Genomic DNA, 14424 nt, shown 5'->3' with positions numbered 1-14424 from the left:
ATGCCCTCCCCGCTTATTGCTTGGTTACGTCTTTCAAATGCAGCAGGAAGGACGGCTGCAACTTGAACCCCTTGACGGCAGCGGTCGTGACTGCATTTTGCTTCCAGTTCGCCACGAACAGCCATGGTGCATCGTCATGGACGATGCTCTGCACTTCGCCATAAAGCTTGCCGCGCTCGGTTTGATCGGTCGATGACCGCGCCTTCTCCAGAAGCTCATCCACTTTGGGGTTGGAATAGTAACCGGAATTGAAACCGCCCTTGTCCGGCAGTGCGTCGCTGCGAAGCGTCAGATAAGGCACCGTGTCCGGATCATTGGTCATCCATGCCATCTCGGCCATATCGGCCTTGCCCTCCAGCCCCGGATTGACCCGGCCAAGGAACGTGTTCCATTCATAGGTTTCAATCTTGACCTTGAAGCCCACAGCCTGAAGATCGGCCTGGATTGCAGCACCCATCGTGATTGGATCAAGCATGCCAGAACCGCCTTCGGTCACATAGAACGTGATTTCAGGATTGCTTGCACCAGCTTCGGCAAGGAGCGCCTTGGCCTTTTCCGGATCATAAGGATAGGGTTCGGCTTTGTTCTCGACCCAGTTGAAGGCGGGTGGGATCGGCCCCGCAGCAACAGTTGCGGAACCCTGCAAAACATTATCGACAAGCCCCTGCTTGTTGACCGCATAATTCGCCGCCTGACGCACTTTCTTATCCGCGAATGGACCGCTCTTCGCGTTCAGGATGGTAAACCAGACATGGGGGCCCGCCTGTTCGGCAACCGCGAAATTCGCGTCCTGTTTGAAGGTGGCAAGATTATCCGGCGGCACTTCCACCATGACATCCAGCCCGCCTGCCATCATCTCCGCGACGCGTGTATTGGCATCCGTGATCGGGCGAAACACAACCGCTTCCAATGCTGGCGCTGTGTCCCAATAGTCGGGATTACGCTCCACCACCACACGCTGGCCGGATTGCCATTCCGCGAACTTGAACGGACCGGTTCCTGATGGATGACGGCCAAATTCCTTACCGTATTTCTTGACCGCTTCCGGCGACACGATCAGGCCGGTCGGATAGGCCAGATTGGAAAGAAATGGAGCGAAAGGCTCCTTCAGCTTGAACTCGACAGTGTGTTCATCGAGCACATTGACTGCATCGATGGACGAGAAATTGAACGAAAGCGGAAATGGGCCAGTGTTATAGAACGGATGGTCTTCCTTTAGCATTCTGTCGAAGTTGAATTTGACCGCTTCGGCATTGAAATCCGAACCGTCATGGAACTTCACGCCTTGACGCAGCTTGAACGTATAGGTCTTGCCGTCGTCCGAAATCGTCCAGCTTTCCGCCAGTGCCGGTTCTACTTCCAGCGTTCCGTCCTTGTAGCGCACAAGGCCGTCATAAATATTGACGAGGATGCGGAAATCATTGGTAGCCGTGACTGTATGCGGATCGAGCGATTGCGGCTCTGCAATCTGCCCGACAATCAGCACATTGGGCGGCGTTTGGGCCAGCGCGACTGTGCCCGCCCCGGCGACCGAAAGCGCCATAGCAGTCAGGACGGCACGGAATAACCTTCTCATGGGGTTCCCCTTCATTTGTCAAATCCGTCAGACTCTAATTTATAGGCATAAATCAACGACCATCAATGAATTATCATAATTAATTTTTGCGAGACAAAAAAAGCGGGCCTGAGCCCGCTCGTGATCTCAAAAAGTTCAAAGCCTATTCCACAGGCGTATCCTCGGGTCTCAAATCCTGCTCTGCCTTGGTCGATTTCTGATGCGTGAAACCCTTGAGGCCCTTGGCGGTTTCCTCGGCATCGCGTTTGATCTCGACTTCGCTCATTGCATAATGAACTGCAAGTTTTGCAATGGAAGTCAGAGCGCTTAGATGAATGCGCTCATAACCATGCGAGGCATCAACACCGAAGGTCAGCAAAGCCGTGCGCACATCATGCCCCGCCTCAACCGCAGACGCAGCATCGGAACGGTAATAACGGAACACGTCCTTCTGGACCTGAATGTCATGCTCTCCGCAAAGCTCGTAGAGTTTCTTCGTCAAATGGTAATCGAACGGTCCGGTCTGGTCCGCCATGGCAAGCGTGACGCCAAACTCCGATGAATTCTGGCCCGGCGCAGTCGTGCCATTATCGATGGCGACCAGCGAGGCAATATCCGGCACAACGACCGCAGAGGCACCCACTCCAACTTCCTCGCCGATGGTGAACAGCCAATAGCTGTCGACCGGCGTTTCCACATTGGCTCTCTGCATCGCTTCGAGGGCCGCAAGCATGATTGCAACGCCTGCCTTGTCATCAAGGTGACGCGAGACGATAAAGCCATTATCGATGAATTCGGGCGCGGGATCGACGGCAACTATGTCACCGACATCGATACCGAGCTGCAGCAGATCATCACGATTTCGGGCGAGCGCATCGACGCGGAGTTCGACATAAGGCCAGCCGACCGGTTGCGTATCGACTTCGTCATTGAATGTATGGCCGGAAGCTTTCAGCGGCAGGATCGAACCGCGATAAATTCCTTTGGACGAAAAGATGGAAACGCGGGCACCTTCGGCGAAACGCGCTGACCAGTTACCGATGGAAACCAGTTCCAGTCGTCCGTTTTCCTTCAGATATTTTACCTGTGCGCCGAGTGTATCGACATGCGATACGATCCCGCGCGCCGGTCTCTCCGTCAGGCCCACCCTGCGCGCGCGAATAGCCCCCCGGCGCGTCAGCATAACCTCAAGCCCCAGATGCTCCAGCTCGCGCGCAACATAACGCACGGCTTCGTCGGTAAACCCGGTCGGGCTCGGTATGGCGAGCAGCGCCTTGAGCCGTGTTACGAGATAGTCCTGATCGATTGTGATGGCGGTCTGCATCATTCATGTGTCGCAAAACAAGACCGCAACGTCAACGTCATCTCCAGAACAGAAAACTTCGGCACCGGTATTACGCGGCGCCGAGATGCCATCAGAAACTCCAGTCTTCATCCTCAGTCGCGACCGCCTTGCCGATGACGTAAGAAGAGCCGGAACCGGAGAAAAAGTCGTGGTTTTCGTCTGCATTCGGCGAAAGAGCGGACAGGATCGCCGGGTTGACCTTGCACGCTTCAGCCGGGAAGAGTGCCTCATAGCCGAGGTTCATGAGGGCCTTGTTGGCGTTGTAATGCAGGAACTTCTTGACGTCTTCGGTCAGGCCAACACCATCATAGAGCGCTTCCGTGTAGCGAACCTCATTGTCGTAAAGTTCCAGAAGAAGCTCGAAGGCAAAATCCTTGATTGCCTGCTTCTGCTCTTCGTTCAAGCGTTCCAGTCCGCGCTGGAATTTGTAACCGATGTAATAGCCATGCACGGCCTCATCCCGAATGATGAGCCGGATAAGATCGGCTGTATTCGTCAGCTTTGCCCGGCTCGACCAGTACATGGGCAGATAGAAGCCGGAATAGAACAGAAAGCTCTCCAGAAAGACGCTGGCGATTTTCCTTTTCAGCGGATCATCCGCGCGATACTGGTCCAGGATCAGAACGGACTTGCGCTGCAGGAATTCGTTTTCCTCGGACCAACGATAGGCATCGTCAACATCCGGCGTCAGGCACAGCGTCGAGAAAATCGACGAATAGGATCGTGCATGAACCGCTTCCATGAAGGAAATATTGGACAGCACCGCTTCTTCATGCGGCGTCGCGGCATCATCCATCAGCTTCACGGCACCGACTGCGTTCTGGATCGTATCAAGAAGTGTGAGCCCGGTGAAAACGCGGATCGTTAGCTGCTTTTCCTGCGGTTTCAGCGTTTCCCACGACTGAATGTCATTGGAAAGCGGCACTTTTTCCGGCAGCCAGAAATTGCCGGTCAGACGATTCCAGACCTCAAGGTCTTTCTCATCTTCTATCCGGTTCCAGTTGATCGCACGCACTGCGGCGGGTTTCGGGTTCTTGGTTTTCACTTGAATATTCATTGGTCATCACCAGTGGTCAGAGGGCGCAGGAAACGCAACCCTGCACTTCCGTGCCGGAGAGCGCCATCTGGCGCAGGCGAATGTAGTAGATGGTCTTGATGCCCTTCTTCCACGCGTAGATCTGTGCGCGGTTGATATCGCGTGTCGTTGCGGTATCGCGGAAGAACAATGTCAGAGACAGGCCCTGATCGACGTGCTGTGTTGCTGCCGCATAGGTGTCGATGATCTTCTCCGGCCCGATCTCATAGGCGTCCTGATAGTAATCGAGATTGTCATTGGTCATGAACGCTGCCGGATAGTAGACGCGACCGATCTTGCCCTCCTTGCGGATTTCAATCTTCGACACGATCGGATGAATCGATGACGTCGAATGATTGATGTAGGAAATCGAGCCTGTCGGCGGCACGGCCTGAAGGTTCTGGTTATAAAGCCCGCCCTCCATCACCGCATTTTTCAGATCGCGCCAGTCATCCTGCGTCGGAATCGCAATGCCAGCCTTTTCGAAAATTTCTCGAACCTTTTGCGTCGCTGGTTCCCAAAGCTGCTCGGTATATTTGGCGAAATATTCACCCGTTGCATATTTGGATTTCTCAAAACCTTTAAAGGACTTGCCCGTTTCCACTGCAATCAGGTTCGATGCGCGGATCGCGTGATAGGTAACCGTATAGAAATAGATATTCGTGAAATCGACGCCCTCCTCCGAGCCGTAATAAATCCGCTCGCGGGCGAGATAACCATGCAGATTCATCTGACCGAGACCGATGGCATGGCTTTCATCATTACCTCGGGCGACCGACGGCACGGAACCGATTTGGCTCATATCGGAAACTGCTGTCAGAGCGCGGATGGAGGTTTCGATGGTCTTGCCGAAATCGGACGAGTCCATTGCCGATGCAATGTTGAGCGAACCCAGATTACACGAAATATCTTTGCCAAGATGATCATAGGAAAGGTCTTCGCCGAAGATGCTCGCCTCACTCACCTGGAGGATTTCCGAACAGAGATTGCTCATGGTGATGCGCCCGTCAATCGGATTGGCGCGGTTCACCGTGTCCTCGAACATGATATAGGGATAACCGGACTCGAACTGGATTTCCGCCAGCACCTGAAAGAACTCGCGTGCATTGATCTTCTTCTTGGTAATGCGCGCATCATCGACCAATTCCCGATATTTTTCGGTGATCGAAATCTCGGTCAGTGGCACACCGTAGACCCGCTCCACGTCATAAGGCGAGAAGAGGTACATATCCTCGTTGTTCTTTGCGAGTTCGAAGGTAATGTCTGGAATGACCACACCAAGCGACAAGGTTTTAATGCGGATTTTCTCGTCGGCGTTTTCGCGCTTCGTATCCAGAAAGCGCATGATATCCGGGTGATGCGCATGCAGATAGACAGCGCCCGCACCTTGTCGCGCGCCAAGCTGATTGGCGTAGGAAAAGGAATCCTCAAGAAGCTTCATCACCGGAATGATGCCGGATGACTGGTTCTGAATCTGCTTGATAGGCGCGCCCGCCTCACGAATATTGGTAAGGCTCAAGGCCACCCCGCCGCCCCGCTTCGACAATTGCAACGCCGAATTGATTGAGCGCCCGATGGACTCCATATTGTCTTCAACCCGCAGCAGAAAACAGGAAACGAGCTCGCCGCGCTGCTTCTTGCCTGCATTGAGGAAAGTCGGCGTCGCAGGTTGGTAGCGGCCTGCAATGATCTCCTCCATCAGATTGCGTGCCAGCTGTTCATTGCCGCGCGCCAGCGTCAGCGCTACCATGCAGACACGGTCTTCATAGCGCTCCAGATAGCGCTTTCCATCGAAGGTTTTCAGCGTATAGCTGGTGTAATATTTGAACGCGCCGAGAAAGGTCGGAAACCGGAATTTCTTCGCATAGGCTTCGTCGAAAAGATCGCGCACGAAATTGAAGGAATACTGATCCAGTACCTCTTGCTCGTAATAGCCTTCGGTCACCAGATAATCGATCTTTTCCCGCAAGTTATGGAAAAAGACCGTGTTCTGGTTCACGTGCTGGAGGAAATATTGGCGCGCAGCCTGCCGGTCGCGGTCAAGCTGGATTTTTCCCTCGTCATCGTAAAGGTTCAGCATCGCGTTGAGCGCGTGATAATCCAGCCCGTCCAAGGATTTTGACGGTTTACTGCTGTTGGAAGTTACAGCTTGAGGCGCATCCTGCGCCACTGGCTGTGCCTCGCGCTCTCGGATCAAGGTCGTGTCTGCCGTGTCCAAAATCGTTCCATCCCGTTCTTGACATTGCCAATGTCCTCATCGGTTCCCAGAAGCTCGAAGCGGTAGAGATAGGGAACCTGACATTTGGCGGAGATAATGTTGCCGGCGATACAGAAAGCCTCGCCGAAATTGCTGTTTCCCGCGGCAATCACGCCGCGGATGAAAGAGCGGTTGCTCTCATCGTTGAGAAAGCGGATCACAGGCTTGGGGACAGCGCCCTTGGAGCCGCCGCCACCATATGTGGGCGTCACGATCACGAATGGCTCGCGCACCTGCAATCCGCCTGAACCGTCCATCGGGATACGGTTCGACCGCATTCCAAGCCGCTCGACAAACCGGTGTGTATTTTCCGACCGGCTGGAGAAATAGACGATCAGGCTCATGTGACCATAGCCCTCAGGCGAGAGCGCTGATCATATCGGGCCGGAAGCCCGCCCAATGGGATTCACCTGCCACAACCACCGGCACCTGGCGATAACCCATGTCTTGAACGAGATGGAAAGCATCGGCATCGGCGGAGATATCGATGACTTCATATTCGATACCCTGGCGGTCGAGGGCGCGCGTGGTGGCCGTGCACTGGACGCAGGCGGGTTTGCTGTAAACGGTGACGTTCATTTTTTCCTCACTGGAGCATGTCTCCCAAAAGTGGGAACCGGTTTTGGGGTTAAGACATGCATAAAAACAAAGAGATAGAGTATTTCCAACGGTCCGGTTTAAACTGGAATACTCTCGATAGGAGACGCAAAGAGCCGTTCGCGCATCGCAAAATGCGCGTCGAAAGACATGAGATACGGGATCGGCCAGCCGCACGAACAAGCAGCCTGACCACACAAACTATGCCTCGAAGGGAGGATCGGAACCGAAACTGAATAAACTGGACATGGACTTCACCCCGAAGCTATGAGCGGGAAGTTCGGGGCAGCAACCCGTAAGGCAACGATTTGCCACACAAGATTGCGCGCCAACCGGACACCCCGCCCGTGGACGTACTCGTTCAAGGCAGGTCTCCTGGCTCACGGATCAACATTCTGTCCGCCTTCCCAGCCAAAGCCAGTGACGTGATGGACAGAACTCTCCGCTTACAGTTGCGGGGGCAGCTCCGGCATTGCCGCATCCGTCATGGATGAAACGCACCGGATTCCCGTCTTAGCTTTCGACCCAACGAATCGAAAGAACCTAGAACACTATATATAGTAGTCGAAGTTAAAAACTCGTCAATAGATAGTTGGCCGCAAAGCGTGGAATGAACGAAGCGTTCTTCACCCAGCTGGCTTAATCGGTTTCGGTCTGAACTCCGGTTTGATGGCCTTGAGGGCCATGCGATCCACCATTGAGGGGGCAATCAGTTTCAACCAGCGCCCGAATCGCATCTGGCGTGTCATCAACACTTCACGCTTGCGAGCCTGCACGCCTTCCAGCATCAGCCGCACAGCTTCCTCGACGGGCATCATGTCATCTTCGCGCACACCACTTGTTCCCAGCGCACCGCCGCTTGCGCTGTAACCCACCTTGCGAATGTCGGTTTTGACGACGCCCGGATAGACGATGGTAATGGATATACCGCTTGGTTCCAGTTCCGCGCGAAGCGCCTCGCAAAAACCCGAAAGAGCGAACTTCGTTCCGCTATAGGCAGTGCGCCCCGGCACACCGATCAATCCGGCAACAGAAGACACAGCCACGATCCGTCCCTTGCTGGCGGCAAGATACGGAAGTGCTGCATGAATGGGCCAGACGCTACCCCAGTAATTCAACTCCATCAGATCATGCATCCAGTTGAGATCATCTGGTTTGATCTCAGCAAAATTGGCGTGGGCCGACATGCCTGCATTCACAATCAAAGTGTCGATACAACCGAAAGCGGAAACGGTTTTATTGATAAGATCGATACAGGCTGTACGATCTTTCACATCGGTTGGTACCACGAGAACAGAACTGCCCAGTTGCCGCAATTCGATGGCCAGATTTTCCAGCTTTTCAACATTGCGCGCAGCAAGCACCAGAGCAGCATTGGCACGGTCACGCCGGGCAATCTGCCGTGCAGTTTCGGCACCGATCCCATCCGATGCTCCCGTTATGATCGTCACGTCCATGCGAGGCCCTCCCTGCCTATCGATCAGACGACAGGTAAGGTACAGGCAGGCCGATCCATGCGTCTAGCACTTTAGACTTTGCGCGATGGAATGGCTGCTATAACGACGATTATGAATTTCGCGGCACCGAGACCGCAGCGAAAAGACCTGATGCAGCACACCACGTGCTCTATTTGCGGTCAAAGAAGGCTCAATGCAGGCCCTGTGCGATTAGGTGTGGTTGCCGGACTTGACCATCAACCTTCTGGGACCAGCGCCCTGTTGTCCAAGGACATCATCGGGATTTCGCAACGGACATTCGGAAAGCGAGAGACAACCGCAGCCGATGCAGCTCGTTATCTGGTCGCGAAGCTGCATCAGACTGTCGATACGTTCCTGAAGCATATCTTTCCAGGCTTCAGAAAACCGCCGCCAGTCTTCTACCGTTGGCACGTGATCGTGCGGAAGATCCGCCAAGGCCTCACGAATGATCACCAGAGGGATGCCCGCGCGCTGCGCGATCTTGATAATGGCGATGCGGCGCAGCACAGCGCGGTGATAGCGACGCTGGTTTCCTTCCGTACGCCAGCCTTCGATCAGGCCCTTGGTTTCATAGAAATGAACCGTGGAGACCGCCACACCGGCGCGCCGGGAAACATCACCGACCGCCAGGCTTTTCTTGAGACCAGACTGTTCCATATCGTCAAACTCAATCATGCAAACTGTGTAGGCTGCGGCCTCATGGCAATGCAAGATATCTCATAAATCCGTGTCATGTCTCAGTGCGCGATAATTGCGGCGCGCCCATAGCAATGGGCGTGAATGCAACGGCAAATCAGTGTCCGTTACCAGCCCGGCAAAAAGCGTGTGATCCGCCATTGGAACGCTGCCCGCCAATTCGCAATCGATGGCAGCCGAAGCGCCAAAGAGATGCGGCCTGCCAGACGGCCATTCCCCCCATACGCCGATGAGGAAGCGTTGCGCATGCTGTACCTTGCCTGCGAAGGCATCACCGATCATTTCCTGCCCTTCCGCGAGCATGGCAAGCGAGAAACCGCCATCCGCCATGATTGCTGTAGCCAGTGCACTGTCACTTTTCACCGAGACCAGAACCATCGGCGGTTCTGCTGAAAGTGATAAGACTGCGGTTACCGTGCGACCATGGGCCTCTCCTGCATCGCACGCTGTCACCACGGACACGGTGGATGCCATCCGCGACATCGCATCCGCGAACTCTCGTTTCGAAACAGCACCTATTGCGTCGCGATCTAAGTGCAGCACGTTTCTGTTCATCATCTTGCAAACCCTTCGGATTGAATACCTGTGTAGCGCCGGTCGGAAACACCCCGCAGCGTTTCCGACCGGCTATGGCCTTGCGGCGGGATACCCGCTCGGCCACATCGAACTGAAACGAGCACTACTCGGAATGCTGTTTCAGATAGGCAATCATGTTTTCGAGGTCTTTTTCCTTGGTCAGTCCGGCAAAAACCATCCAGGTGCCTTTGACCCTGGCCTGCGGTTTCCTGAGAAAGCTCTTCAGTTCATCCTCATTCCAGACAAGCCCCTCGGCGGCGGCCTTGCGCATCGCGTCCGAATAGGGGTAGCCGGGATAGGATGCGGCTGTTCGGCCCACGACACCGTTCAATGACGGCCCACGCTTGCTCTTGTCAGCCTCGGCTGTGTGGCAGACGGAGCACCGCTTGAAGAGTTTTTCTCCCGCACTAGCGTCATCCTCCGCGCCAAAGGCAGCTGTTGAGACGAAGAGCGCAGCGGGAAATGCCAGGGGAACAAGAAGAAGCGACAAGCGCATGGGCGATACTCCAGATGATCGGCCATGCTTCTCTAGTTCCTCAACCTTGGTTGAGGTCAAGTGCAAATCCTGCTTGTTTCGTCACTTTTTAGAATCCTCATTTGATAAAATGTGCGGAAGTGTTCAGCACGGCCCCACCGAAGCGGTTGCGGCATCGTCATGGATCTCCGCGCAGGAGGTTCTCCGTCCATCCTGCATCCGGCGGAGACGCGAACGTACTTTTCCATGGCGCGCTGTAGCGTCAGGCAGTGCCCGGCAAGCTGCATTAAATAAAACATTCACAAAGTTGTGTGGCTGGCGTCGAAGAACTGGTAAACATTTTCAACCACTTATGTTCAGGCATGTTTCGCTTGTCAGCTTTTAGGGCTTAATTTCAGCGTCTTAGCCGAAGGGAGAAATTGACAGTCTGCCTTTCCATCCTGTATCGATCTTTAGGTTTTGAACATCGTTCAATATATTGAACAATCGAAGGTTTCTCCCAAGGCCTTCTTTCAAAGCCACCGGTGCATCGGCTGCATCGGAGAATTACGGATACGCTTCCTTCCCAAGACAGAAGCAGGTCCGGGATAAGCCCAGCGTTGTGTGCCGGTGAGGAAATGAGAGACCTCGGCGCTGGTGAATGTGATAAGGGTGGAATGATGACAACAGAGATCAAGCCATTTTCGTTCGACACCGTCGGTTCGATGCTCGTCGAATGGAGCGCTGCGAAGCGCCTCGGCGAAATCCTCGGCGAACGGTTTTCCGAACGCAATATTCTGATCGTGACGGACAAAGGCCTGCACAAGGCAGGCGTTCTCGACCATGCACTGGCTTCTTTGGAGAAAGCTGGTTTCGGTATCAGCGTTTTCGATGACGTGGTGGCCGATCCGCCGGAATCCGTGCTGTTTGCCTGCGTCGAGCAAGCAAAGACCGCTGGTTGCGACATCGTGCTCGGTTTGGGCGGCGGTTCGTCCATGGATATCGCCAAGCTCGCAGCAGTGCTGCTTGTCTCCGAACAGGAACTTTCCGAACTGTATGGTATCGGCAAGGTGCAGGGCAGCCGTCTTCCGCTGATCCAGATCCCGACCACAGCTGGAACCGGATCTGAAGTCACGAACATCACCATTCTGACGACCGGTGAAACCACGAAGATGGGCGTCGTTGCCCGTCAGCTCTACGCCGATTTCGTTATTCTCGATGCAGAACTGACCTGTGGCCTGCCTGCCCTGCATACAGCCGCAACCGGCATCGACGCCATGGTCCACGCAATCGAGGCCTACACAAGCCGGATCAAGAAGAACCCGCTGTCCGACGCATTTGCACGCGAAGCGCTGAAGCTTCTTTCGGCCAATCTGATCGCCGCTTGCGAAAACGGCAATGATCGTCATGCCCGTGAGGCCATGCTACTCGGCGCGAATTATGCCGGTCAGGCTTTCTCCAACTCGCCCGTCGGCGCTGTTCACGCGTTGGCTTATCCGCTTGGCGGCCACTACCATGTACCGCATGGTCTTTCCAATGCGCTGATGCTGGGGCCTGTGCTGCGTTACAACATGGCGGGCGCGGCCAAGCTCTATGCAGAGCTTGGCGATCTGCTGCTGGAGAAATCCGAAGGCACGACGGAAGAGCGTTCTGCAGCATTCGTCACCTATATGGAAGAGTTGATGAACAAGTCCGGCGCACCGCGCCGCCTGCGTGATGTTGGCGTGACGGAAGAAAGCCTCGAAATGCTCGCGCGCGACGCGATGCTGCAAACACGGCTTCTGGGTAACAACCCGGTCGATGTGACCGAGGCCGACGCTCTGGCGCTTTATCGCGAAGCTTTCTGATCAAACATAACGACCTGACGGACCGGACACCGGAGAAGCGAGCTGACAGCTGCTTCTCCGCAGCTTGTCTCTGTGTCTTTGGAGAATAAATTGAGCACTGAACGTATCGACGGTCAGGAGCAGCCCTATTGGCCTGCCGGACCATTCAAAATTCGTCTGCCTTTCGTTCACTACAAATTCGAATGGCCCGATTATTTTCAAGGGCTGCTGATGTGCGCAGTGGATCTGTCGGCCATCCCGCTCATGACTGAACTTCTTGGGATGCCTTTCGAGGTCGCCCTTGCTGTGGTCGTGCTGAACGGCTTGTTCTATCTTGCGCATCATCTTCTGGGCGATCCCGTCGTTCCGGGCTGGATCACGCCTGCCATCCCGCTTCTGATGGCCTATTGCTCTACGTTCCCCGAAGGTCCCGAACGCGTTCACGCTCTGGTCGCATTCCAGATGATGCTCGGCATATTCTCGATCTTTATCGGCGCGACGGGCATGGCGCATCGGGTGGTGCAGCTTATTCCCGCCGCCATCAAGGCAGGTATCATTGTCGGCGCGGGATTTGCCGCCGTGATATCGGTTTTCCAGCTGGGCGGACGTTTCGATACGTTCCCGTTCACGATCACCATTGCTGTTGGCCTCGGCTTCTACGTCATCTTCTCCCGCCATTTTGCGCGTATCAAGAACAGTAATCCGGTGCTTGCCATTGTCGGAAAGCTTGGTGTGTTCCCGATTATTCTGCTCGCTGTCGTTATCGCTCCCCTCTTCGGTGAAGCACAGTGGCCAAAGCTTGAATGGTCGATCACAAGTCCGGATTTCACCACGCTATGGCGCGAATATACGGTTTTCGGCCTCGGCTTGCCGCCGCTTTCGATGTTCCTCAGCGCAATCCCGACAATGCTTGCGGCCTATATCGTCGTGTTCGGCGATGTCCTGCAAAGCCGCGCCATTCTGAAGGAAGCCGATGAAGCGCGTCCTGATGAAAAAGTGGACTACAACCCCGACCGGGCGCATCTCATCTTTGGCGGACGCAATGCTGCAATGAGTGTTCTCGGACCGGATGTATGCATGTGCGGCCCGCTCTGGTCGGCTATGCACGTCGTCATCACCGAGCGTTTTTCGCAAGGAAAGAAGGCCATGCATTCGATCTTTGGTGGCGCAGGCTCATTTCGCTGGGGCACCAATACCGGCTTGTTTCTGATGCCGATCGTCACTCTGGTGCAGCCGATCCTTGGCGTCGCACTCGCCCTCACCTTGCTTATTCAGGGATATGTTTCGGTTCGCGTCGGCATTCTCGAAGCACGTTCCCAACGCGATCTTGGCATTGCCGGCGTGGTCGGCGCGGTTCTTGCCACTCGCGGTGCAGCCTGGGCTTTTGCGACCGGTGTCGTCCTCTGCCTTTTGATATATGGCCGTGACTTCTTCCGTGGTGAAGTAGACAACACTTTTACCAAAGACAACTGACCGATAGCCCTCCCGGTCCCACCGGGAGGGCTTCTGGTTTTTATCCACTCACGACTTCAGGCAACGGTCGATCCACTGTCATCGCATGATCGAGAACCCGTTGCAGATTGGCGGCGTGACGGAAACTCGGTTCCAGTTCCGTACCATCGGCCACAGCACGCGCAAAACGCTGGTAGTTCGTCTCTACCGTTCCCGCATCGATGTCCCGCCAGACTGGCGTTTCAATGTCCTCGCCGATGGAACCACGCAGGCTTGAGCCTGTCGGTGCGTGGAGGATTTCCAGCGCACCCTTGTCGCCATGGATCCGCAGCCGCAGCTCGTTCAGGTGCCCCGTTGCCCAACGGCTGGCGTGAATGACACCCAGCGCGCCATTGGCGTATTCCGCCATCATGACGAAGCTGTCATTCGCATCGAGCACATACTCACCGATATGGTTGTTATCCGCCTTTTCAAATGTCTTGAGACGTGCCGAGGCCCGCTCCACATCGCTGCCGATAGCATAGCTGGCAAAGTCGAGAATATGGATGCCGACATCGCCCAGAACACCGTTCGAACCATGCTTGGTCGAAAGGCGCCAGAGCCATTTGCTTTCAGTTTTCCAGTCGCCCCATGTCTTCGAGACTAACCAGCTTTGCAGATAGGACGCCTCGAAATGGCGCACCTGGCCGATCTCACCCGCCATCACCATTTCGCGCGCCTTTTGCAGGGGCGCGACATTGCGATAGGTCAGGTTGACCATGTTGATGACATTGGTCTGCTCTGCCGCATCCGCCATTTCAGCGGCTTTTTCGTAGCTTTCTGCAAGCGGCTTTTCGCAGAAGACATGCTTTCCCGCGCCCACCAGCGCAAGCGTGGTCGGATGGTGGATGGCATCCGGCGTCACATTGGCAACCGCATCGAAGCGGCCCCATTCCAGCGCATCCTCAAGCCGCGTGAAGCGGTTGTGGATGTCGTGATTTTCGGAGAAGGCATCGACACGCTCCGCCGAAACGTCACATGCAGCAACCACCTCGACGCCCTCGATGGCCTTGAAGGCTTCGGCATGGTTCTTCGCCATGCCGCCTGTTCCCAGAATAAGAAGACGCATCATGC

General features: G+C 55.1%; 13 protein-coding genes and 1 riboswitch. Of the genes, 2 read left to right on the top strand and 11 right to left on the bottom strand.

Annotated elements, in window-relative coordinates:
• Positions 1 to 13: 13 nt before the first annotated feature.
• The 10 genes from OANT_RS15320 to OANT_RS15275 all read right to left on the bottom strand — a co-directional run bounded on the left by OANT_RS15320 (position 14) and on the right by OANT_RS15275 (position 10075).
• Complete coding sequence (locus OANT_RS15320) at positions 14 to 1576, bottom strand: ABC transporter substrate-binding protein (protein ID WP_011982693.1); 1563 nt, start codon at positions 1574 to 1576, stop codon at positions 14 to 16.
• A gap of 142 nt (positions 1577 to 1718) precedes the next feature.
• The gene (locus tag OANT_RS15315; RefSeq protein WP_040128763.1) at positions 1719 to 2879 is read right to left on the bottom strand and encodes an osmoprotectant NAGGN system M42 family peptidase; all 1161 of its coding nucleotides are present in this window, start codon (positions 2877 to 2879) and stop codon (positions 1719 to 1721) included.
• Between the two features lie 91 nt (positions 2880 to 2970).
• A complete protein-coding gene (nrdF, locus tag OANT_RS15310) occupies positions 2971 to 3957 on the bottom strand; it encodes a class 1b ribonucleoside-diphosphate reductase subunit beta (protein ID WP_011982691.1) in 987 nt (328 codons plus the stop codon).
• A 16-nt stretch (positions 3958 to 3973) separates the two neighbouring features.
• Positions 3974 to 6193 carry a class 1b ribonucleoside-diphosphate reductase subunit alpha gene (gene nrdE / locus OANT_RS15305; RefSeq protein WP_011982690.1) on the bottom strand — a complete coding sequence of 740 codons (2220 nt, stop codon included), beginning with the start codon at positions 6191 to 6193 and terminating at the stop codon, positions 3974 to 3976.
• Positions 6169 to 6576, bottom strand: a complete 408-nt coding sequence (gene nrdI, locus OANT_RS15300) for a class Ib ribonucleoside-diphosphate reductase assembly flavoprotein NrdI (RefSeq protein WP_011982689.1) — start codon at positions 6574 to 6576, stop codon at positions 6169 to 6171. The genes nrdE and nrdI overlap by 25 nt, the downstream gene beginning before the upstream one ends.
• A 13-nt stretch (positions 6577 to 6589) precedes the next feature.
• Positions 6590 to 6811 (bottom strand): glutaredoxin-like protein NrdH, encoded by a 222-nt coding sequence (gene nrdH / locus OANT_RS15295; protein WP_010660916.1) that lies wholly within the window; start codon positions 6809 to 6811, stop codon positions 6590 to 6592.
• Positions 6812 to 7177: 366 nt separating this feature from the next.
• Positions 7178 to 7391: riboswitch (cobalamin riboswitch) on the bottom strand.
• 64 nt (positions 7392 to 7455) lie between these two features.
• Positions 7456 to 8286, bottom strand: a complete 831-nt coding sequence (locus OANT_RS15290) for an SDR family oxidoreductase (RefSeq protein ID WP_011982688.1) — start codon at positions 8284 to 8286, stop codon at positions 7456 to 7458.
• Positions 8287 to 8496: 210 nt separating this feature from the next.
• Entirely contained in the window at positions 8497 to 8964 is a 468-nt protein-coding gene (gene soxR, locus OANT_RS15285) for a redox-sensitive transcriptional activator SoxR (protein WP_040128766.1), read from the bottom strand.
• Positions 8965 to 9024: 60 nt separating this feature from the next.
• Positions 9025 to 9561 (bottom strand): flavin reductase family protein, encoded by a 537-nt coding sequence (locus tag OANT_RS15280; protein ID WP_011982686.1) that lies wholly within the window; start codon positions 9559 to 9561, stop codon positions 9025 to 9027.
• A 121-nt stretch (positions 9562 to 9682) separates the two neighbouring features.
• Complete coding sequence (locus OANT_RS15275) at positions 9683 to 10075, bottom strand: c-type cytochrome (RefSeq protein ID WP_011982685.1); 393 nt, start codon at positions 10073 to 10075, stop codon at positions 9683 to 9685.
• Positions 10076 to 10710: 635 nt separating this feature from the next.
• Between OANT_RS15275 and OANT_RS15270 the strand changes: the two genes are divergently transcribed.
• The gene (locus tag OANT_RS15270) at positions 10711 to 11880 is read left to right on the top strand and encodes an iron-containing alcohol dehydrogenase (protein ID WP_036579386.1); all 1170 of its coding nucleotides are present in this window, start codon (positions 10711 to 10713) and stop codon (positions 11878 to 11880) included.
• Positions 11881 to 11970: 90 nt separating this feature from the next.
• Positions 11971 to 13332, top strand: a complete 1362-nt coding sequence (locus tag OANT_RS15265) for a hypothetical protein (RefSeq protein ID WP_010660906.1) — start codon at positions 11971 to 11973, stop codon at positions 13330 to 13332.
• Between the two features lie 40 nt (positions 13333 to 13372).
• On the opposite strand, the gene OANT_RS15260 is transcribed toward OANT_RS15265, so the two are convergent.
• A complete protein-coding gene (locus OANT_RS15260; RefSeq protein ID WP_011982683.1) occupies positions 13373 to 14419 on the bottom strand; it encodes a Gfo/Idh/MocA family protein in 1047 nt (348 codons plus the stop codon).
• Positions 14420 to 14424 lie beyond the last annotated feature (5 nt).

This window comes from Brucella anthropi ATCC 49188 (assembly GCF_000017405.1).
In the GTDB taxonomy this organism is placed as follows: Bacteria; Pseudomonadota; Alphaproteobacteria; order Rhizobiales; family Rhizobiaceae; genus Brucella; species Brucella anthropi.
This window is presented reverse-complemented; position numbering and strand designations above follow the sequence as displayed.

Bases quoted from the DNA above. Each gene is read 5' to 3' on its own strand.
- OANT_RS15260 (WP_011982683.1), bottom strand. From the start codon at position 14,419: ATGCGTCTTCTTATTCTGGGAACAGGCGGCATGGCGAAGAACCATGCC.
- OANT_RS15280 (WP_011982686.1), bottom strand. From the start codon at position 9,561: ATGATGAACAGAAACGTGCTGCACTTAGATCGCGACGCAATAGGTGCT.
- OANT_RS15275 (WP_011982685.1), bottom strand. From the start codon at position 10,075: ATGCGCTTGTCGCTTCTTCTTGTTCCCCTGGCATTTCCCGCTGCGCTC.
- OANT_RS15315 (WP_040128763.1), bottom strand. From the start codon at position 2,879: ATGCAGACCGCCATCACAATCGATCAGGACTATCTCGTAACACGGCTC.
- soxR (WP_040128766.1), bottom strand. From the start codon at position 8,964: ATGGAACAGTCTGGTCTCAAGAAAAGCCTGGCGGTCGGTGATGTTTCC.
- nrdH (WP_010660916.1), bottom strand. From the start codon at position 6,811: ATGAACGTCACCGTTTACAGCAAACCCGCCTGCGTCCAGTGCACGGCC.
- nrdI (WP_011982689.1), bottom strand. From the start codon at position 6,576: ATGAGCCTGATCGTCTATTTCTCCAGCCGGTCGGAAAATACACACCGG.
- nrdF (WP_011982691.1), bottom strand. From the start codon at position 3,957: ATGAATATTCAAGTGAAAACCAAGAACCCGAAACCCGCCGCAGTGCGT.
- OANT_RS15290 (WP_011982688.1), bottom strand. From the start codon at position 8,286: ATGGACGTGACGATCATAACGGGAGCATCGGATGGGATCGGTGCCGAA.
- OANT_RS15270 (WP_036579386.1), top strand. From the start codon at position 10,711: ATGATGACAACAGAGATCAAGCCATTTTCGTTCGACACCGTCGGTTCG.
- OANT_RS15320 (WP_011982693.1), bottom strand. From the start codon at position 1,576: ATGAGAAGGTTATTCCGTGCCGTCCTGACTGCTATGGCGCTTTCGGTC.